The organism is Archangium minus, assembly GCF_044360475.1.
Taxonomy (GTDB): Bacteria; Myxococcota; Myxococcia; order Myxococcales; family Myxococcaceae; genus Archangium; species Archangium minus.
In genome coordinates this window covers 12058875-12077366 of sequence record NZ_CP043494.1, presented here as the reverse complement: position 1 = coordinate 12077366, position 18492 = coordinate 12058875, and the positions used below count along the sequence as shown (strand labels likewise).

Below are 18492 nucleotides of genomic sequence, written 5' to 3'. Positions count from 1 at the left end.
CTCTCATGCTGCGAGAATGGGTAACGGGTGGAGGCGGGTTCCGCGCCATCCCGAGACTCATCGGTTGCAATAAGGGGGGATCGCTCCATGAACAGGGTTCAACTCCTCACCGAGGCCGGGCCTGGTGTTGAGCGTGTGGCTCTCGATGATTCCATGCGCCGCAGCCTGTCCCTCTGGGCTGTCCTCTCCATGGGCCTCTTCGAGGGCATCCTGCTCTCGGACGCCTGGGGCAACTGGGAGACCGTGGCGGCGCTCTGCGCGCTCAGCGTCCTGCGCAGTGGGGTCATCATGCTGGGCGCCTCCTGGTTGAAACGGCCGGAGCGCCGCGTGCTCGGGACCTGGCTCCTGCTGGTGGGCAACCTGCTCATCAGCACGGCCGTGTCCGAGCTCCTTCAGTGGAACCTGCTGGCCTGGTTCAACGTGCTCTTTCAGGTGCTCTTCCTCAACGGGCTCGCGGAGTCGGTGGGGCGCTCTTCCATGCAGCGGTTCGGGCTCGGCGCCTACCTGACGGTTTCGGCCGTGCTGGCCCTGCGCGAGGGGAGCGAGCTCTCGACTATTGGCCTGTTCTGTCTCATGAGCTGCGTTCTCTATATCGCGGTGGAGGTGCGCTGCCGGATGCTCGTCTCGGCGCTGGAGGCCTCACGTGAGGGCCATCGTCAGCTCCAGCGGATGCAGGCCCAGCTCGTGGCGCAGGAGAAGCTGTCCAGCTTGGGGGTGCTGGCGGCGGGTGTGGCGCATGAAATCAACAACCCCATGGCCTTCGTGACCAGCAACGTCCGGTTGCTCGCCAAGGACCTGGAGGCGCAGCCCCACCTCCCCGAGGTGCTGCGCGAGTACGTGGACGACGTGCTGCCGGCGACCCTCGAGGGCATCCGCCGCGTCAACTCCATCGTGGCGGACCTCCGACGCTTTGCCCACGAGGACCCGGGAGCGCCCACCCCGTTTGATCTCAACAACGAGGTCACCCTGGCGCTGCGCCTCGCCCAGAGCGCGCTGAAGGGCCGGGGCGAGCTGCGGGTGAGCCTCGGCGAGCTCCCTGTTGTCGTGGGTCAGGCCCGGCAGATTGGCCAGGTGCTGGGGAACCTCATCGTCAACGCCGCGCAGGCCCTGCCCGCTCGGGACGGCGTGGTGGAGGTGAGCACCCACGCCGGACCGGACGAGGTGCTCGTGCGGGTGCGCGACAACGGGGTGGGCATGTCCGCCGAGGTGCGGGACAAGCTGTTCCAGCCGTTCTTCACGACGAAGCCCGTGGGCGAGGGGACTGGCCTGGGCCTCGCCGTTGCCTACGGCATCATCACCGGGCACGGGGGCCGCATCGAGGTCGAGTCGGAGCCCGGAAGGGGCTCGTGCTTCACGGTCCGGCTGCCGGTCGCCGCGGCGGAGGTGCAGGTGGTTCCTGCCTCCGCCTCGAGCCACGCACTGGATGTGTACGGGACAGCAGCGGCTCAGTGAGAGGCCGCCGCCTCCACGTGGTGCAGCGTGAAGAAGGCCACCTCGGGATAGGTGCCGCGCCGCAGGTACGGCCCGCCGAAGCCGAAGCCCAGCCCCATGTTCACGTAGAGCTGGTTGCCGCGCACATGGTAGTGGCCCTGGATGTAGGGCTGGCCCGCGCGCCGGAAGATGGCCTCGGTGAGGCCGCGCACCACGAACTGGCCTCCGTGCGTGTGTCCGGAGAACTGCACCAGGTTGCTGTGTGGCGGCAGCTTGTCGATGGTGGGCGGCGCATGGGTGAGCACCAGGCGGGTGCCCGACTCGGGCGCGCCCCGGAAGGTGGTCTCCACGTCATCGCGGCCGGTGCGCCCGTCGTCGATGCCCAGCACCGTCACCGGCGCCCCGCGCACGTGCACCTGGCGGTGCTCGTTCTGCAGCACCGTGTAGCCCAGGCGCTCGAAGCCGGTGCGCAGGTAGTGCGCGTCCACCCAGTGGTCATGGTTGCCCAGCACCGCGAACACCGGGCTGGAGAAGCCCGCCAGCAGCTCGATGACGCGCGGCAGCGGCTTGGGGCTGTGCGTGACGTAGTCGCCCGTGAGGAACACCAGGTCCGGGTTGCGCGCGTTCACCTCGGCCACCGCCCGGCGGATGCGCACCGCCGAGGTCGCCTGGCCCACGTGGATGTCCGACAGGTGCGCGATGCGCAGCCCGTCGTGCTCCCGGTGCATCCCCGGCACGTGCAGCACGTTCTCCGACAGCGTGAAGTGGTCCCTCCAACGCAGCCGCGCCTCCGGCCTCAGCGGATCCGGCCCCACGGCCCTCAGCTCGTTCCGCTTCATGTGGTTCCGGTGCGGCCCATGAGCGGGAGCGGAAACCGCCTCGGCGGTCTGGGTGGCGGAACGTCGGCGGGCGAGTCTCAGGGGCATGAGTATCCTTCCGTCGGGCGGAGACGGTTCGCATTGTAGTGGACACTGCCCGGGGGCGACGAGCGCGCGGTTTGTGTCCGCCCGCCCGGTCTCCAGACGGTGTCAGCGGGCGGAAGGTAAAGGCCGAAATGTCACAAAAAATTCCGGGCCGCCGGAGCTTGGCCCGGCGGCCCGGTGTGCTGACAGCGCTGTGTGTGATGGGGTGCTCTTCTTGTTGGCCAGGGGGGCGGAGACCCTCACCCCGGCCCTCTCCCAGAGGGAGAGGGAGGGCGGCGGCGCTCAGTGGCCCCGGATGACCGTGAGGCCCCCGTTGGTGAGCACGTAGAGCATCCCCGGGTTCACCGTGGGGTCATACAGGAGCTGCTCCACCACCGTGCCGTCCACGCCGGCCACGTGCGTCAGCTTCTTCTGCGCGTCCAGCTTCCAGAGCCCGAAGCCCACCGTGCCGATGAAGAGCGAGCCGTCATTCGTGGCCGCCAGCGACGTGAGCTGATCCGTCGGCAGCCCCGTCACCTTGACGCCATGGGCCTCGGAGCGCCGCGAGATGATCATCTGCCACAGGCCGTAGTCCTTGCTCGCCACGTAGTAGAGCCCATCCGCGGTCTGCTGGATGCCGCGCCAGTAGTCCTTCTCCTCCACGATGTTGACCTCGGGGATGAAGGAGTTGAGCTTCTCCGGGTTGAGCGTCTCGTCGACCTTGTCCCAGTCCGCCAGGTTCGCCGAGGGCGTCACCACGCCCACGTTCCAATCGTTGCCGATGAGCACGTCGCCGTTGCGGCCGATGCCCAGCGCGTACGTGTAGCCGGCCATCTGGCTCTTGCTGCCGTCCGGCTTGGTCTCGAACCACACCGGGTGCCGGTGGCTGTTGTAGGTGAGCCCCTGGATGCGCGTCACGCCGTGGTTGGTGCCGATGTAGACCTCGCCCTTGTGTTGGCCGTGCATCACCTTCACGCAGCTGAGCACCGAGCGGTCTTCATCGAAGTGGTGGTCATTCGTGTTGCGGATGCCGATGTCCTGCGGCCCGTTGCTGCGCGCCGAGCGGCTCAGGTGCGCCTCCAGCTTCACGCTGCCGTCCGCCTGCAACTGCACCACGTCCAGGTCGCCCTTCTGGTACTCCTGGTAGCGCACGGGATTGAAGCGCGTCGGGTCCGGGTCGTTGTAGAGGGGGAAGTTGCTGCCGTCCGGGCTGTAGATGAAGGCGCTGTCCAGCTCATAGGTGTAGTAGCCCACGTAGGCGCGGCCCGCGCTGCCACCGCAGATGACGGTGGAGCCGATGGCCAGCTTGTCGGCCCCGAAGCCCGGTGCCGCCTGGCCCACGCCGCTCGTCCACTTCGGCCCGCTGTCCCCGGGACGCAGCACGCCGATGCGGGCACCATCCAGCAACCAGATGTTGTACGCGTCGTCCACGCCCATGGCCCGCACGTTGCCGAGGCCGTAGCGGCTCGAGTAATTCACCAGCGGCTCGTTCGGCCACGGCCCCGGCGTCACCACCGGTGTCGGCTCAGTCGGGTCCGTGGGCTCGGGGTCCGTGGGGCTCGGCGGCTCCGGCTCCGCCACGATCGGCGGAGGTGGCTCCTCGACCACTGGCGGAGTCGGCTCCTCGGTCTGTGACGGGTCCTCGTCCAGTCCTTGTGGCCGCGTATCGTCCGTCGCGCTGCCGCAGCCCCACGCCATCACTGCTCCCACCGCCCACGCCCCCAACAGTCTGCGCATGTCCTTCCGTGCCTCCTCGGGCTCCTGCTCGAATCGCTCGAATGAAGAGCAAGGGTCATACCCGCGAGGGTGGGTCGGTCGAGGGAGCGCGAGGGAGGGAAGCTGCGCCACGGAGGGAAGCGGGGTTCACTTCGTGTTCCCTTGCGGCGCCGGAGGTTGGGCGGAAAAGGACCGGGCCCGTTCCCCCGAGAGGGAAACGGGCCCGGCTCCTCCAATCACGTGTGACGACGAGGGCACTGGCTGGGTGCCCCGTTTTCCCTCGTGGGTACCTACTTGCTCTGGGCGCCCTTCTTGGGGCTCGTGGCGTTGATCTCCACCGCCACCGCCTCATCCTCCACGAGCTGGAAGCTGGCGCGCACCTGAGCGCCCTCGGGGATATCGCCCACCGCCACCTTCTTGCCGTCCAGCATCACCTGGGTCTGGTCCCGCACGTCCAGGTCCACGTCCGGCAGGTTCTGGTTCTGGCGCGAAAGGGTGATCTCATCCCTGTCCGAGCCCTTCTTCAAGGTGCCATTGAGCTTGAAGGCGTGCGCCTTGTTCATCAGGGCGGCATCGCTCGACTTCTGGGTGCCACTCGCCTGCTGCTGATTGGCCTGCTTCTGGGCCTTGGAGCCGCTCAGGCCCGGCAGCACGTCGGTGGCTTCGACGCCCGTCTCGATGCGGCTGGTGTCGTTGCGCTGGTTCTCCTGCTGGGCCTTCGGGTCCTCGTTCGACTGCGCGAGGGCGGCCGTGCCCAGGGTGAGGACCAACGTGGCCAAGAGCTTCTTCATGATGACCCCTCCATGCATACCCGTGTGGGATACCTGCCGGGGAACGGTGGTACCCACAGGGGGCGACGCCAACCGGAGGCAGTCCGGGGGCGGGAATGCCGTCCGGAGAGCGGGCAAGCGAGCAGGGCTTGAAGGGGGGACCTGGCTGCCTAGACGCAGTGGTCACACAGGCCGCGCAGCTGGATGTCCACCGAGCGCGCGCTCACGGCCTTGGGGGCTCCCTTGGCGGGGGTGATGCGGACGGACTCGGCGGGCAGACAGGCCACGGTGCCACAGTCGGTACACGTAAAGTGCGGGTGGGTGCCCTGGTGCGACTTCTCCTCACGCTTGAGCTCGAAGCGCCAGACGTGGTCTCCCAGGTCCGCGCGCACCACCAGTCCGGCCTCGGTGAGGTCCGTGAGATTGCGATAGATGGTGACGCGGTCGTAGCCTTCCTCGCTCAGGGCCTCCACCAGATCCGCGTGACTCAGCGGAGCCGTTGCGGTCTCCAGCTCTCGCAGCACTGCCACTCGGGGTGAAGTGCTGCGCAGCCCCGCGGTACGGAGGCGATCCTGGTAATCGGCGAGCTTCGGCTGGGGTGCGTTCTTCCTTGCAGCCATCTCCTTCCGCATAACCCAACTCCTTAAAAGTTGCATCTCACTTGCTCAATCAAGCTGCGACACCCAGCTTCGAAGGGATACCGGAGACGACTCCGGCCAGTCAGGGGAACGCTGGGCAGCTCCCCTGACCCCGAGCGCTTCGCAATTCCATCACAATTGCAGGAAGGTTGCATTGAATGATGGAGGGAGTGCGTCCGGAAGGACACCCGACCCGGAGCGTTGGTCTGTTGACCCCGGGAGTGGGTGGGGGGCCACCGCCTGCCTGTCCGAAAAAGTACCCCACTGGACCGGTTCCGGCTTGCGAGCGGGGCCCGGAGCGTCGGACGCTCGGGGTTGCAGCCAGCCGTGGAGGGCGGGACACGTGCTACGGGTACTTGTACTCGAGGACGATGAAGACCTGAGGTCCATCCTCTGTGAGCTGTTGTCGCTGTCTGGAGCAGATGCGTGCGTGAGCGCCGGCTCCCTGGCGGAGCTGCGGCGCAAGGCGGACGAGGTGCTCGGGTGCGGGCTGGCCCTCTTGGACATCAACCTGGGGGAGGGGGTGCCCAGTGGGCTGGAGGCGTACCGCTGGTTGAAGGACAACGGCTTCTCGGGGAGGACCGTCTTCCTGACCGGCCATGCCCGCTCCCATCCCCTGGTGCGCCAGGCCCTGGAGTTGACCCAGGTCCAGGTGTTGTCCAAGCCCATCCCCGCCAAGGTCCTCTTGGAGCTGGTGGGGGGGAGTTCCCATGGAACCGGCACCTAGGGCGCGAGTGCCAGCGGGGGTGGAGCAGGAGCTGTGGGCGCGGGCCTGGCGCGGCGCCGTGGTCGGCTCCGTCCTGGTGGCGCTGACGGAGCTGGCCTACGCCTTCATCGACGCCCGGGTCTTCCAGGGCACCACCTTGCCGGTGCTGCGTGCGCTGCATGTGCTCTGGGCGCTGCTGTTGCTGGGCGTGCTGCTCGTGTTCCGCCAGCGGTTGCGCACGGACCTGGTCGAGGCCTGCTTCGCGGGCGCGGTGCTGCCCTTCCTCCCCGTCTTCGCGATGGCCGAGCACGCCATGACGGACTCGGGGCTCGTCTGGGTGCCCATGACGGGCCACCGGCTGGTGATGCTGGCCCTGGGCGTGCTCGCGCCCACCGGACTGTGGCTCGGAGGCGGGTTGATTGCCGCCTTCGCCCTGGAGACGGTGGTGCTCTGGTACGCGCTGGGGTTGGGCCAGCACCCGGGGGTGCGCGCGCCGTGGGAGCCGTGGGTGACGCTCGTCTACGGAGGTGTGGCGCTGGCCATGCTGGCCTACCGGGTGCGCAGCCACACCATTGAGCTGAAGCTGCGCGAGGCGCGCACGGAGGCCGAGGCACTGGAGCGGCTGGCTCGGCTCTTCCTCGTGGTGCGCGACGCCACCAACACCCCCCTGCAGACGCTGGAGCTGAGCCTCGCCCTCCTGCGCAAGAACAACCCCGAGTGCTCGCCCAGGACGCTCGCCACCATGGAACGGGCCATGGAGCGGCTGCGCGCCTTGTTCCAGCGCCTGGGCATCGCGGACCCGCTGGTGGTGTGGCGCGAGGGCGACGAGTCCTTCGATGCCGACGTCATGCTCCGGCACCTGGAGGAGGAGCTCGTGCGCGAAATCGAGCGGCGGCGCCACGGAGCTGCGTCCGGCTCGCGACGCCCAGCGGACAGTCGCCTCTTGTCAACCCTGCTCTCCGTCACCACCTTCGGGCCCGCGACCCCACACGAAAGGACATCGGATGCCAGAGAAGCAGACCCTCCAGCGTGCGCGGCAGGCGAAGCGCGCGGGAAAGCGCCCGACGACGCAGGCCAGTGAGTTCGTCCGTGAGGAGATGCACCACCTGAAGGAGGGCAAGCACGGGAAGGAGTCGCGTGAGCAGGCCATCGCCATCGGCCTGTCCAAGGCGCGTCGGGCTGGCGTGGCGCTGCCGGCACCGAAGTCCGGTCAGGCCAGGCGCAAGACGCGCCAGAGCGCCCAGAGTGCGCTGCGTCTCGGACAGCGGGAAGGTGAGCTGAGCGAGACCAAGAGCGCCTCGCCGCGTCGCCGCACCCCCACCGCTCGGGGCGCCAAGACGGGTCCCCGCGCTGCTGCCGCCGGCCGTACCAGCCGCAAGAAGACGGCCTCGCGCGCTGCGGGCACCTCCCGTCGGGGTTCCTCGACGGCGCGGAGCCGCTCTTCGTCTCGGACGAAGAAGTAACCCGCTCCACCCCGCGAGGGAGCTCTACGCGTGGAGCTCCTCGTAGGGCTCGTTGCGGGGCTTCTCCTCCCGCAGCGCTGCCGCCCTCCTGGCGGCTTTCCGGCGCGCACGCAGGCTCCACCAGACCGAGAGCCCAATGCACACCACGATGATGGCCACCGAGAGCAGGGGGGGCACGTGGACCCAGTCGGAGGCAATCATCTTGAACCCGGCGAACGCGAGCACCGCCGCAAGCCCCCAGTGCAGGTAGCGCAGCTCGTGCACCGTCTTCGCCAGCGCGATGTAGAGCGCGCGCAGTCCGAGGATGGCGAAGACGTTCGAGGAGTAGACCACGAATACGTTGCGGCTCACCGACAGCGCCGCGGGCACCGAGTCGATGGCGAAGGCGATGTCCGACAGCTCGATGGACAGCAGCGCGATGAGCAGCGGCGTTGCCTGCATCCGGCCCTCCACGCGCTTGAAGAACTTCGAGCCCTCGAACTGCGTCGTCACCGGCAGGCGCTTCTCCAACCACCTCACGGCCTTGTTGTCCGACTCTTCCGACGGATGGCGGCGCGCCACGCGGAAGGCACCGGCAATCAAGATGGCGCCGAAGACATAGACGACCCAGTGCCAGCGTTCGATGGCCTGCAGCCCCAGGGTGATGAACAGGGCCCGGAAGACGAGCGCTCCGAAGATGCCCCAGAAGAGCACCCGACGCTGCTTGTCCTCGGGCACGTTCAGGCTGGCGAAGATGACGAGGAAGACGAACAGGTTGTCCAGGCTGAGGCTCTTCTCGATGAGGTAGGCGCCGAGGTACTCATGCGCCGCGGTAACTCCGTGCCTCGCCCAGACGAAACCTCCGAAGGCCAGCCCCACCAGAATCCAGGCGATGCTCCAGGCATACGCCGCCTTCTTCGTCTCACCATGCTTGTGCCGGTGGGCCAGCAGGTCGACGAGGATCATCGCCAGCACGACCACCCCAAAGATTCCCCACTCCCACGGCGAGACCGGGTTGGAATTCATGCACGGAAGCTGACAATCCAGCGCCTCATCCACAACCTGGGCTCTTCCATCCTCCAAGAACGTGCGGTGGGAGCGGTGCTCGTCCGCTCGTACCCCCTTCAGTCTTCCACCAGACGTTTGCTGGCTCGTCAGTCGCTGGGTTCTGGATCCACGAAGGCTCCGAACGCTCAAGAGCAGAAGAACTCGGAAGGCCTTCCCTCTCCGGCCGGGGGAAGGGACTGCTCAAGGAGGAGCACCATGAATACGACCGGGAAGCCGCCGTATCAGCCGTGGTTGGAGTCCTTCGCCTCCGCACAGGGCGTCATGGCGGGCACCGTCCACCTGCGGCGTGGCGAGGCCCTGGAGTTGGTGGCCACACTCAACATCCCGCCCCCCGTGGTGGACGCCGTGCGCGTCATCCCCCAAGGCAAGGGCATGGTGGGACTCGCCTTCGCCACCCGGCGGCCGGTGCAGATGAGCGACATCCAGGCGGATGACAGCGGCCGCGTCTTGCAGAGGGCTCGGGCCGCTCATGCCTCGGTGGCCCTGCCCGTGCTCGACGCGGCCGGCGAAGTGCATGCCGTGGTGGGCCTCGCCTTCCTGTTCGAGGGCAGGCTCTCCGCCGAGGTGACGAGCGCGCTGATGGACGCCATCGTCACACTGCCTCCCGGCGACCTCTAGAGCACCACCGGCTCCAGCGGCTCGGCCAGCGTCAGGCCCATCACCCGCGAGTAGAAGGACAGCTCGGCCTCCAGCGCCTTCTTGAGGTCCGCGTGGGTGGGCGCGTGGGGCTCGCTGTCCAGCGTCAGCAGCGCCGCGGGCACACCATTGGCGCGCAGCTTGCGCACCATCTCCTCCGTCTCGCGCAGCGGCACCCGCGGGTCCTGCCGGCCCTGGATGAAGAGCAGGGGGCTGCGCTTGATGTTGTCGATGTGGAAGAGGGGCGAGCGGTCCTGCAGGAGCTGCCTGGACTCGGGCAGGGGCCCAAGCACCTGGTCCACGTAGTGGGCCTCGAACTTGTCCGACTGCTCCGGCAGCGACTCCAGGTTGGCGAGGCCGCCGAGGCTGGTGCCGCAGCGCAGGATGTCGCGGAAGGCCAGCAGGGACAGCGTGGTGTAGCCGCCCGTGCCGCTGCCGCGCGCCACCAGCCGCTTCGCGTCCACCTTGCCCTCCTGCACCAGCCGCAGCGCGGCGTTGGCGCAGTCATCCACGTCCATCACGCCCCAGTTGCCGTACAGCGACAGGCGGTACTCGCGGCCGTAGCCGGTGCTGCCCCGGTAGTTGACGTCCACCACCGCGAAGCCCCGGCTGGTGAAGTACTGGATGGTCCAGTCCAGCTTCGTCGAGGCCGAGCCCGTGGGGCCGCCATGGTTCACGATGAGCAGGGGCGGCTTCTCGCCCGCGGCCGCGGCGTAGTCCGGATTCTTGGGCGGGTAGTACCAGGCGTGGGCCTCGCCCAGCTCCGTGGTGGGGAAGTGCAGCGGCTCGCAGCGCGACAGGTAGGGCGTCAGCTCCTGGGGCAGACGGCTGGAGGCCTTGAGCACCTGCGGCTTGCAGGACTCCATGTCCAGGCGCACCACGGAGGCGGGCTGCTCCGGTCCGCCGCCCACGAAGTACGCCATGGCGAAGCCGCCGCGCACCTGGGCGATGTCCGTGAAGGGCGTGGGCAGCTCGGCGAACTGGCCGAGCACCACGTCCAGCCGCCCCAGCTTCCACTGGCCCTGCTCGTTGAAGGCACACACCACGTGCCGCGGCGAGATGAAGGCGTAGGTGGACATGCCCAGGCTCCACTGGGCCGCGCCGAACTCGGCCCGGCTCTCCAGGACCGGCACCACGCTGCGCCCCTGCAACCGGTAGAGGTTCCACCAGTTGTTGCGGTCGCTCACGAAGTACAGCTCGCCCTGGGGGGACCACTCAGGCTGGAAGATGGACTCGGTGGTGCCGCCGGCCACCAGCCGCGGGTGGTGCAGCGCGCCGTCCTCGTCCACGTCCGCGACCCACAGCTCGCAGCCGTCCCATGGCATGCAGGGGTAGTCCCAGGCGAGCCAGGCCAGGCGCCGGCCATTGGGGCTCATCACGGGCGAGGAGTAGAAGTCGCGTCCCTCCGCCAGCACCGTCTGCTTCTGCCCGTCGATGTCCACCGCCACCAGCGTGACGCGCGGCTGGCCGTCCTTGAGGTTGCGCCAGTCCTCGCGCACGCACAGCACGCGGTTGCGCGAGCGGTCGATGACCAGGTCCCCATAGCGGTGCTTGCCGCCTGTGTCCGGCGTGATGGGCACCGGCGTGCGGCCCGGGTTCACCCGGTACAGCCGCTGATCCCCATGCGTCCCGGTGCTGGCGTGGTTGACGAAGACCACCAGCCCCTCGGACACCGTGAAGGAGCCACCCCCCTGGCCGTACACCAGGCTGCGCGAGCTGTACGTCGGCCGGCCCTCGCCCGGCGGAGGGAGGATGTCCGTGAGGGCTCCATCCGCGGTGCGCCGCACGATGGCGTGCCGTCCCCGCTCTCCGGGGCGGACCTCCAGCCAGTACACATCCTCGCCATCGACGGCGATCTCTCCCAGCGAGAGCGTCTGGGTGGCGATCATGTCGGCGGAGATGGGGGACTTCCATGAACCGTAGGCAGCCTCCCGACTTGCGAGCGTCATGAGCAGGCCTTTCCTTGGAGAGCGAGTGTGGAGTGGGCTCCGTGTCTAACACGCCAGAACGACGCGTCGTGCCGGGGGCGGCGGACCGCCCTCGGGAGGGAGTGTTGCATGTTGCTCGACAGTTGCCGAGCCTGCTTGCTCAGGGGGCTTGACGGACGTTGTCGCGAATCCACTGGAGGTAGGGCGCGTGGCCCTCGGGGATGTCCACCCGCAGCACCTCGGGGCACTGGTAGGGGTGGACGGCCACCACGCGCTCGCGCAGCGCCTCGAAGAGGGGGGCGCGCGTCTTGAGGATGAGCAGCACCTCGGGCTCGTCGTGCACCTTGCCCTCCCACCGGTAGATGGAGCGCAGGCCGGGCACGATGTTGCCGCACGCGGCGAGTCCCTCCTCCACCAGCAAGCGGGCGAGCTCCGCGGCCTTGTCGGCCGTGGGCGCGGTCACGAAGACGACGATGGCATCGGTCATGGCTCCCCGCATACCCGCACGCGCGCGGACGCGGAAGAGCGGACCCTCCGCCGTGCCGCTCGGAGAAGTTGTCATGACCTTGGAAGTTCACTACTTTCAAGGTCATGCATAACGGGTTTGAAATCATCGTGGACCGCGATGTGTCGGCGGCGGAGGCGCCTCGGCTCGCCGCGCGGATTCGGGGCTGGCTCATCGAGCGGAGCATCATCACGGCCACTCCGCCGGGGTGCGGCTTCCTGCCTCCGTGGCTCCACCGACCTGGCCCTGCGTACGCCGCCACCCTGAGGGAGCCGAGCTCCCACGGGAGCACAGGAGTCCGAGGGGTGTACTTCAAGGTCAAGCGGGCCGTGACCTGGGATGCCCATCACCGACTGACCTGCCGTGCCTGCAAGGTCCAGTTCGAGCCAGAGGGCGAGGGCTGGGGGCGATGGCGCGAGGCCGCGGAAGCGTGGCTCCTCGGGGATGACTCCGTTCACTACGTGTGTCCGCATTGCGGCGTGTCGGAGCGGTTGGTGGAGTGGGAGGGAGAGGCCCCGTGGGGCTTCGGTCACCTGGGCGTTGCGTTCTGGGGTTGGGCGCCCCTGTCGGAGCGCTTCATCCGGGAGGTGGCGACGCAGCTGGGTCACCGGACCGTCGTCGCGCGCGGGTGGTTGTAGCGGCCCTCGTCTCCCGTGCGCGCAAGGACCTTCTAATTCCTCACATGGCCTACATTTCCACGTGTGGGATCCTGTCCGGGTGGATCATTCCCAATACACGACATGGAATGTTTTTCATGTCTTGAACAGGTCTCTCGCGGGCTGTGGACTGTCAGGCAACAGGCCGCTGGTAGGGCCATGTCCGACCGTGCTCGAGGGTGATTCTCCGTCGGATGGCGGACGGTTCATCTGCCTGTCTTTGCGGGAGAAATAGAAGCCATCAGCCCGCGTGGACGGGCAAGTGTTCGCTAACTTCCAGGGATGAGGCTTAGAACTTGGGCGCCGCAAGCAGGCAGGCCTGGTTTCCCGTATTCCCTTTCATCTGAGTTTCGCGCGGTGCTCCCTGATTCCTTGCACCCGTCAAGGAATGGGGGAGACAGGGGGAGCGGCGGGGGCAGACCGGGTCGAAACCATCTCAATCAGATGATGGGGGGAGCGTTCCATGTCACTCGCCACGCATGTGCTGGCTCAGCAGTCGGGAGTGTCTGCACAGCAGTCCCGGAAGGTGCTGCTCGTCGATCAGGCCAAGGAGTTGCGGTTGCACCTGACAGCCCTGCTGCGCGCCGCGGGGTGCGAGGTGGTGTCGGTGGACAACCTGCTGGCGGCCCGTGTCGAGCTGGGCCGGTGCCGGCCGCTGATGGTGATGGTGGACTGGCGGGTGCTGTCGGCGGACGGCGGGCCTGGCTGCGCGGCGCTGCGCAGCCACCCGCTGCATGGAGACGTGCCCATCCTCGTCGTTGTGGGGGACGGCACGCCGGCGGAGTTGCTCGAGGCCTGCGTGCAGGGCGGGGCGGAGGACTGCATGCTCGGCCCTGTTCGCATCATCGAGCTGCAGGCGCGCATCGACGTGCTGCGTGACAAGGTGCCCGGGCCCCCGCACCGGCTGATGGAGCGCCGCACCCCGCGCACCGTGCTGCTGGTGGGCGAGGCGGCGAACACGCGCGAGGGTCTGGGCGCCCACCTGGAGGCGTGTGGTCACCACCTGCTGTACGCCCCCTCCGCCGAGCGCGCCATGGCGCTGGTGGCCGAGTACGGCGAGCCCATCCACTTGCTGCTCGTGCGCACCCCCGTCACCTCGGCGGAGGAGATGATGCGGGTGGAGCGCCTGCGCACGGGGACGCGCCTGGGGCGAGTGCACACCGTGGTGGTGACAGACGGTGACGTGACCGAGGCGCCCATGCTCGGGCAGGTCTGGTTGAGCGCGCGCACCCTGGCGCCTCGGCACCTGCTGGCTCGCATCAACGGTCTCCTGCTTCGCAACGCCGTGGGGCTCCAGGTGGACGAGCGCGTGCCCTTCGTGTGCCCCGTGGAGTTTCGCGAGCTGGGCGGCGCCTCCTGGTCCTCCTGCTACTCCAGCGCGCTCAGTCCGGGGGCCCTCTTCGTGCGCACCCTGGTGCCCGCTCGTGTCGGTGCCGCGCTCGAGCTGCGCATTCACTTGTCCACCACGCGCGAGGTGCTCGAGGGCCCTGGCCTCGTCTCCTGGTCCAATCCCTATGCCTCTCGCCGCACCGCCTCGTATCCGCTCGGCATGGGCATCCAGTTCCTGGGCATGAGCCCCCGCCGCTTGATGCAGCTGCGCGAGCTCATCGGCGGCAGCAGCCTCGTCTGAGTCCCGCTTCCCCCCCGCTGCCTTCATCTCCCTTTCGGAGGAATTTGTCATGCCCAGGAAGAAGATCCTCCTCGTCGACGACTCGAGCACCGTGTTGTTGCTGCATCGGATGATGCTGTCCCACTGCGGCTATGAGCTGCTCACCGCGCGTGACGGCCAGGAGGCGCTCGACAAGGCCTCCAGCGAGCATCCGGACCTCATCTTCCTGGATGTGCTCATGCCGCGCATGGATGGCTTCCAGGCGTGCCGGGCCCTGCGCTCGCGCTCGGAGACGAAGGACGTCCCCATCATCCTGGTGACGACCCGCGGCGAGCCCCACTACGTGCGTCAGGGCTTCGAGAGCGGGTGCACGGACTACATCACCAAGCCCTTCGATGGGGAGGAGCTGTTGGCCAAGGTGCGCAGCCACCTGGAAGAGGCACGGCGCGCATGAGGGAGCAGCTTCGCTGGGAGAACGAGATGCTGCGCGAGGAGCTGGCCTCCCTGCGCACGCAGAACGAACAACTGAGGCTCTCGCTCGCACGGCATCAAGAGGACGAGCAGTGGAGGGACCAGCGCCAGACGTTGGTGGAGGCGGAGCTGGCCCACCTGGTGCGCCTGCGCGTGGCCTCCCAGCGGCTGCACGAGTCGCTCAATCCCCTGGAGCTGTTGGAGATTCTCCAGGACCTGCTCGTCAACCTGGTGGGCTCGGAGGCGCTGGGCATCTTCGAGCTGGAGCCGAGGAGCCCGGAGCTGGTGCTGCGTGTCTCGCTGGGCATCGACGCGGACCGCTTCCGCCGGCTGCCGCTGGGGGATGACCCCGTAGGCCAGGCGGCGCGTACCGGGACGTGCTGGCTGGGGGACCTGATGGAGGAGTCGAGCGCCCAGAGCCAGACGGAGGGGCCACGCGCGTGCGTGCCCCTGAAGCTGGGCGACCACGTCTTGGGAATGATGGTGCTGTTCGGGCTGCTGCCCCACAAACCCCGCCTCGAGCCCGAGGACCGCGAGCTGCTGGAGCTGCTCGCGACGCAAGGGGCGAGGGCCTTGTACTGCGCGCGCGGCATCGCCGCCGGCACGCCGTCCTGAGTGGGCGGCGATTTCTAGAGAGGGGGAGACCTTTGGAACTGGATCGCGAGCGGCTGCTCGCTACCTTCGCGGAGGAGTCGGGAGAGCTCCTCACCGAAATGGAGGAGACTCTCGTCTCGCTGGAGGAGCACCCAGACGAGGAGCGGCTGAGGTCCATCTTCCGGGGCGCGCACACGGTGAAGGGGGCGGCGGGCGCGCTGGGCCTCTCCGGAATGACGGACGTGGCGCACGTGCTGGAGGACGTGCTGGAGACGCTGCTGGAGCGGCGGCTGCCGGTGTCCGACGAGCATGTGACGTTGCTGCTCGCGACGGTGGACCGGCTGCGGGAGTTGTTGCAGGCGGTGCTGGCGGGACAGGAGCGGCCGGCGGAGGAGGATTCGGGGCTGGTGGAGCGGCTGCGGGCCTGCTGCGAGGCGTTGCGTCAGCAGGAGTCTCCCCGGGTGGTGTACGCCGTGCCGGCGGAGGAGTCGGTGGTGGAGGTGGGAGGGCGGCGCGGGCGCACGCTGCGCGTGGATGTGGAGAAGCTGGACCGCATCGCCATCCTGACGGGAGAGCTGGCCATCGCGCGCACGCAGTTGGCGCAGGTGCTGGCTACGGGCACCGCCGAGGAGGCCCTGGAGCTGCACCGCGAGGCGGACCGCCTCCACGAGGAGCTGCAGGAAGAGGTGATGCGGGTGCGGATGGTGCCGGTGGGCCCGCTCTTCCGGCAGCACCTGCGCACGGTGCGCGACCTGACGCGGGTGGAGCGCAAGTGGGCGCGGCTGGTGTTGGAGGGCGAGGACGTGGAGGTGGACACCGCGCTGGTGGAGGGCCTGCGCGAGCCCCTGCTGCACCTGGTGCGCAACGCGGTGGACCACGGCCTGGAGATGCCGGAGGAGCGGCGGGCGGCGGGGAAGGAGGCGTGCGGCACGCTGGTGCTGCGGGCCTTCCATGAGCCGGGCTCGCTGGTGGTGGAGTTGTCTGACGACGGTCGGGGTCTGCACTACGCGCGGCTGCGGGAGAAGGCGCGCGAGCTGGGGATGGAGCCCGAGCGGATGACGGCGGAGGAGTTGGAGGAGCTCGTCTTCCTGCCGGGGCTGTCCACGGCGGAGGCGGTGACGGAGGTCTCCGGGCGCGGGGTGGGCATGGACGTGGTGCGCCGGAGCGTGGAGACGCTGCGGGGCCTGGTGACGTTGCGCAGTGAGGAGGGGAAGGGCACCACGGTGACGCTGCGCGTGCCGCTGACGTTGGCCACCATTCAGGGCTTCTCGGTGGGCGTGGGCGAGGAGACGTATGTGTTGCCGCTGGCGGCGGTGCGCGAGTGCCTGGAGCTGCCCGCGGAGCGCAACGGGCAGTCCGGGGCCGGCGTGTTGAGCCTGCGAGGCCGTTCGCTGCCCTACCTGCGGCTGCGCGAGGTGCTGGGGGTGCAGGGCCCCGCGCCTGCTCGGGAGAGCGTCGTCGTGTTGGGCCACGGTGGGAGCCGGGCGGGGCTGGTGGTGGACGCGCTGTATGGCGAAGGCCAATGCGTCCTCAAGCCGCTGGGCCGGCTCTTCCGCCATCTGCCCGGTGTGTCCGGCTCCACCATTCTCGGCAGCGGTCGCGTGGGGCTCGTCCTGGACGTTCCGACTCTGCTGCGCATCGCCATCCGTCAGCGGGCCGCCATGGGCTGAAGCCTTGGCATCCCGCTCCCTCCAACCTCTCGAAGGACACCCATGCTGCTCAAGAACTTCACCATCTCCCGGAAGCTGCAGCTCGGATTTGGATTCCTCGTCATGTTGCTCGCCGCCGTCATCTGGGCGTCCTACATCTTCTTCCAGATGTTGGTGACCAATGACGGGTACTACCGCTCCCATGATGTGCGGCTGGAGTTGAACGTCATCAGCATCAACGTGATGGATATGAAGCACCGGGCGCTGCTGTACGCCTTCACGGGCAACGAGGACATTATCGAGCTGGTGCCCCAGCGTCAGGCCGCGTTCCTCGATTCCCATGCCCGGCTGAAGACGCTGACGGCCAAATTCCCGCGTGAGCAGGAGTTGCTGCAACAGCTCGTGGACCAGTATCAGCAGAAGCTCCTCCCCCACATCGAGCATGAGATGGCGCTGCGCCGGGATGTGGACGCAGGCCGTATCCCCCTGGAGCAACTCGTCGAGTACGTGAAGGAGGGCAGGGGAGCAAAGAGCCTGGAGAGCATGTCCGGCGTGTCGGAGCTCCTCCGGCAGGAAGTGCTGGAGCAGCGCCGCCGTCTCATGGAGGAGACCGACGCGCAGACGCGGTCTGTCACCCGGATGCTGGTGACGGGAGGCCTGGTGGGGCCGGTGCTGGCGGTACTGCTGGCGTGGCTGTTGTCGCGCAGCATCGTTCGGCCACTGCAGGAGGCGGTGGGACTCACCGGCAAGTTGGCCTCGGGAGATCTCACCACCCACATCGAGGTGAGTGGCCGCGACGAGGCGGCGCGGATCATGGACGGGATGAGGGAGATGGTGCAGCGCTTCGGCAGTGTGCTGGGCGAGGTGCGGGGAGCGGTGGGCTCGCTGTCGGGAGCCTCGGGGCAGGTGGCGGCGGCGGCGCAGGCACTGTCACAGGGCACCAGCACGCAGGCGGCGTCGGTGGAAGAGACGACGACGAGCCTGGAGCAGCTGAGCGCGTCCATCAGCCAGAACGCGGAGACGAGCAAGCAGTTGGAAGCGATGGCGATGAAGGGCGCGGCGGACGCGGAGGAGAGCGGGCTGGCGGTGAACGAGACGGTGGAGGCGATGGCGGCAATCGCCGAGCGAATCTCCATCGTGGAGGAGATTGCGTACCAGACGAACCTGCTGGCGTTGAACGCGGCGGTGGAGGCGGCGAGGGCGGGGGAGCACGGGAGAGGGTTCGCGGTGGTGGCGTCGGAGGTGAGGAAGCTGGCGGAGAGGAGCCAGAAGGCGGCCAAGGAGATAGGGAGTCTGGCGGGAAGCAGCGTGAAGGTGGCGGAGCGCTCGGGGCTGTTGCTCAAGGAGTTGGTGCCGTCGATTCGAAAGACGGCGGAGCTGGTGCAGCAGGTGGCGGCGGTGTCGAGGGAGCAGGCCAGCGGAGTGGTGCAGATGAACCGGGCGATGGTGCAGGTGGACCAGGTGACACAGCGAAACGCATCGGCGGCGGAGGAGCTGTCGTCGACGGCGGAGGAGCTGGCGGCCCAGGCCGAGTCGCTGCAGCAGATGATGACGTTCTTCCGAGTGGTGGAGGCGGGGCGGGCGGTGCAGGGGATGGTGCAGCCGGTGCGCTCGCTGAGGCCTCCACCGGTACACCTTCCCATTCACCCACCCGCGCAGGGGCTGAAGGCGGTGGCGCAGGCGCTGCCGATGCAGTTGCCGACGGCCTCATTCCCATCGGTGCCCGAGCGCGCGTCGTCTAGCTCGGACCACGACTTCAAGCGCTTCTAGG

The 18492-nt window shown here is 68.4% G+C and carries 18 protein-coding genes; 11 read left to right on the top strand and 7 right to left on the bottom strand.

Going from position 1 to position 18492, the window contains the following annotated elements:
• Positions 1 to 87 precede the first annotated feature (87 nt).
• Entirely contained in the window at positions 88 to 1452 is a 1365-nt protein-coding gene (locus tag F0U60_RS49595; protein WP_395811377.1) for a sensor histidine kinase, read from the top strand.
• Here the strand turns inward: F0U60_RS49595 and F0U60_RS49590 are convergent.
• From F0U60_RS49590 to F0U60_RS49575, 4 genes are all read right to left on the bottom strand, one after another.
• Positions 1446 to 2357 (bottom strand): metallophosphoesterase, encoded by a 912-nt coding sequence (locus F0U60_RS49590; protein ID WP_395811375.1) that lies wholly within the window; start codon positions 2355 to 2357, stop codon positions 1446 to 1448. The genes F0U60_RS49595 and F0U60_RS49590 overlap by 7 nt on opposite strands.
• A gap of 279 nt (positions 2358 to 2636) precedes the next feature.
• Positions 2637 to 4070: a hypothetical protein gene (locus tag F0U60_RS49585; protein WP_395811373.1), complete on the bottom strand. Its 1434-nt coding sequence runs from the start codon at positions 4068 to 4070 to the stop codon at positions 2637 to 2639.
• 269 nt (positions 4071 to 4339) lie between these two features.
• On the bottom strand, positions 4340 to 4840 hold the full coding sequence (locus F0U60_RS49580; protein ID WP_395811370.1) for a hypothetical protein: 501 nt from the start codon (positions 4838 to 4840) through the stop codon (positions 4340 to 4342).
• Positions 4841 to 4989: 149 nt separating this feature from the next.
• Positions 4990 to 5439 (bottom strand): Fur family transcriptional regulator, encoded by a 450-nt coding sequence (locus F0U60_RS49575; RefSeq protein WP_395825785.1) that lies wholly within the window; start codon positions 5437 to 5439, stop codon positions 4990 to 4992.
• A gap of 361 nt (positions 5440 to 5800) precedes the next feature.
• On the opposite strand from F0U60_RS49575, the gene F0U60_RS49570 reads away from it, so the two are divergent.
• From F0U60_RS49570 to F0U60_RS49560, 3 genes are read left to right on the top strand one after another with little or no spacing between them, the layout of a single operon-like run.
• Positions 5801 to 6184, top strand: coding sequence for a response regulator (locus tag F0U60_RS49570; RefSeq protein WP_395811368.1), 384 nt, complete (start codon positions 5801 to 5803; stop codon positions 6182 to 6184).
• Positions 6168 to 7244: a hypothetical protein gene (locus tag F0U60_RS49565; protein ID WP_395811366.1), complete on the top strand. Its 1077-nt coding sequence runs from the start codon at positions 6168 to 6170 to the stop codon at positions 7242 to 7244. The genes F0U60_RS49570 and F0U60_RS49565 overlap by 17 nt, the downstream gene beginning before the upstream one ends.
• The gene (locus F0U60_RS49560) at positions 7168 to 7626 is read left to right on the top strand and encodes a DUF6496 domain-containing protein (RefSeq protein WP_395811364.1); all 459 of its coding nucleotides are present in this window, start codon (positions 7168 to 7170) and stop codon (positions 7624 to 7626) included. The genes F0U60_RS49565 and F0U60_RS49560 overlap by 77 nt, the downstream gene beginning before the upstream one ends.
• A 24-nt stretch (positions 7627 to 7650) precedes the next feature.
• On the opposite strand, the gene F0U60_RS49555 is transcribed toward F0U60_RS49560, so the two are convergent.
• The gene (locus F0U60_RS49555) at positions 7651 to 8631 is read right to left on the bottom strand and encodes a TerC/Alx family metal homeostasis membrane protein (RefSeq protein WP_395811362.1); all 981 of its coding nucleotides are present in this window, start codon (positions 8629 to 8631) and stop codon (positions 7651 to 7653) included.
• A 237-nt stretch (positions 8632 to 8868) separates the two neighbouring features.
• Here F0U60_RS49555 and F0U60_RS49550 point away from each other — a divergent pair, with 237 nt between their 5' ends.
• Positions 8869 to 9291 carry a GAF domain-containing protein gene (locus F0U60_RS49550; RefSeq protein WP_395811360.1) on the top strand — a complete coding sequence of 141 codons (423 nt, stop codon included), beginning with the start codon at positions 8869 to 8871 and terminating at the stop codon, positions 9289 to 9291.
• Here F0U60_RS49550 and F0U60_RS49545 read toward each other — a convergent pair.
• Positions 9288 to 11258 carry a S9 family peptidase gene (locus tag F0U60_RS49545; protein ID WP_395811358.1) on the bottom strand — a complete coding sequence of 657 codons (1971 nt, stop codon included), beginning with the start codon at positions 11256 to 11258 and terminating at the stop codon, positions 9288 to 9290. The two genes, F0U60_RS49550 and F0U60_RS49545, sit on opposite strands and share 4 nt — an antisense overlap.
• Positions 11259 to 11397: 139 nt before the next feature.
• Positions 11398 to 11724 carry a divalent-cation tolerance protein CutA gene (cutA, locus tag F0U60_RS49540; RefSeq protein WP_395825781.1) on the bottom strand — a complete coding sequence of 109 codons (327 nt, stop codon included), beginning with the start codon at positions 11722 to 11724 and terminating at the stop codon, positions 11398 to 11400.
• 104 nt (positions 11725 to 11828) lie between these two features.
• On the opposite strand from cutA, the gene F0U60_RS49535 reads away from it, so the two are divergent.
• The 6 genes from F0U60_RS49535 to F0U60_RS49510 all read left to right on the top strand — a co-directional run bounded on the left by F0U60_RS49535 (position 11829) and on the right by F0U60_RS49510 (position 18491).
• A complete protein-coding gene (locus tag F0U60_RS49535) occupies positions 11829 to 12380 on the top strand; it encodes a hypothetical protein (protein ID WP_395811356.1) in 552 nt (183 codons plus the stop codon).
• A 481-nt stretch (positions 12381 to 12861) separates the two neighbouring features.
• On the top strand, positions 12862 to 14028 hold the full coding sequence (locus F0U60_RS49530; RefSeq protein WP_395811354.1) for a response regulator: 1167 nt from the start codon (positions 12862 to 12864) through the stop codon (positions 14026 to 14028).
• Positions 14029 to 14077: 49 nt separating this feature from the next.
• Positions 14078 to 14461, top strand: coding sequence for a PleD family two-component system response regulator (locus F0U60_RS49525; RefSeq protein WP_395811352.1), 384 nt, complete (start codon positions 14078 to 14080; stop codon positions 14459 to 14461).
• Positions 14458 to 15093: a GAF domain-containing protein gene (locus F0U60_RS49520; protein WP_395811350.1), complete on the top strand. Its 636-nt coding sequence runs from the start codon at positions 14458 to 14460 to the stop codon at positions 15091 to 15093. Before F0U60_RS49525 ends, F0U60_RS49520 begins: the two co-directional genes overlap by 4 nt.
• A gap of 32 nt (positions 15094 to 15125) precedes the next feature.
• The gene (locus tag F0U60_RS49515; protein ID WP_395811348.1) at positions 15126 to 16742 is read left to right on the top strand and encodes a chemotaxis protein CheA; all 1617 of its coding nucleotides are present in this window, start codon (positions 15126 to 15128) and stop codon (positions 16740 to 16742) included.
• A gap of 42 nt (positions 16743 to 16784) precedes the next feature.
• Positions 16785 to 18491, top strand: coding sequence for a methyl-accepting chemotaxis protein (locus F0U60_RS49510; protein ID WP_395811346.1), 1707 nt, complete (start codon positions 16785 to 16787; stop codon positions 18489 to 18491).
• Position 18492: the final 1 nt, after the last annotated feature.

Excerpts from the sequence above, each read along its gene's own strand:
- F0U60_RS49580 (WP_395811370.1), bottom strand. The coding sequence starts at position 4,840 with ATGAAGAAGCTCTTGGCCACGTTGGTCCTCACCCTGGGCACGGCCGCC.
- F0U60_RS49530 (WP_395811354.1), top strand. The coding sequence starts at position 12,862 with ATGTCACTCGCCACGCATGTGCTGGCTCAGCAGTCGGGAGTGTCTGCA.
- F0U60_RS49585 (WP_395811373.1), bottom strand. The coding sequence starts at position 4,070 with ATGCGCAGACTGTTGGGGGCGTGGGCGGTGGGAGCAGTGATGGCGTGG.
- F0U60_RS49550 (WP_395811360.1), top strand. The coding sequence starts at position 8,869 with ATGAATACGACCGGGAAGCCGCCGTATCAGCCGTGGTTGGAGTCCTTC.
- F0U60_RS49595 (WP_395811377.1), top strand. The coding sequence starts at position 88 with ATGAACAGGGTTCAACTCCTCACCGAGGCCGGGCCTGGTGTTGAGCGT.
- F0U60_RS49565 (WP_395811366.1), top strand. The coding sequence starts at position 6,168 with ATGGAACCGGCACCTAGGGCGCGAGTGCCAGCGGGGGTGGAGCAGGAG.
- F0U60_RS49525 (WP_395811352.1), top strand. The coding sequence starts at position 14,078 with ATGCCCAGGAAGAAGATCCTCCTCGTCGACGACTCGAGCACCGTGTTG.
- F0U60_RS49510 (WP_395811346.1), top strand. The coding sequence starts at position 16,785 with ATGCTGCTCAAGAACTTCACCATCTCCCGGAAGCTGCAGCTCGGATTT.
- F0U60_RS49590 (WP_395811375.1), bottom strand. The coding sequence starts at position 2,357 with ATGCCCCTGAGACTCGCCCGCCGACGTTCCGCCACCCAGACCGCCGAG.
- F0U60_RS49575 (WP_395825785.1), bottom strand. The coding sequence starts at position 5,439 with ATGGCTGCAAGGAAGAACGCACCCCAGCCGAAGCTCGCCGATTACCAG.
- F0U60_RS49535 (WP_395811356.1), top strand. The coding sequence starts at position 11,829 with ATGCATAACGGGTTTGAAATCATCGTGGACCGCGATGTGTCGGCGGCG.
- F0U60_RS49555 (WP_395811362.1), bottom strand. The coding sequence starts at position 8,631 with ATGAATTCCAACCCGGTCTCGCCGTGGGAGTGGGGAATCTTTGGGGTG.
- F0U60_RS49520 (WP_395811350.1), top strand. The coding sequence starts at position 14,458 with ATGAGGGAGCAGCTTCGCTGGGAGAACGAGATGCTGCGCGAGGAGCTG.
- cutA (WP_395825781.1), bottom strand. The coding sequence starts at position 11,724 with ATGACCGATGCCATCGTCGTCTTCGTGACCGCGCCCACGGCCGACAAG.
- F0U60_RS49545 (WP_395811358.1), bottom strand. The coding sequence starts at position 11,258 with ATGACGCTCGCAAGTCGGGAGGCTGCCTACGGTTCATGGAAGTCCCCC.
- F0U60_RS49560 (WP_395811364.1), top strand. The coding sequence starts at position 7,168 with ATGCCAGAGAAGCAGACCCTCCAGCGTGCGCGGCAGGCGAAGCGCGCG.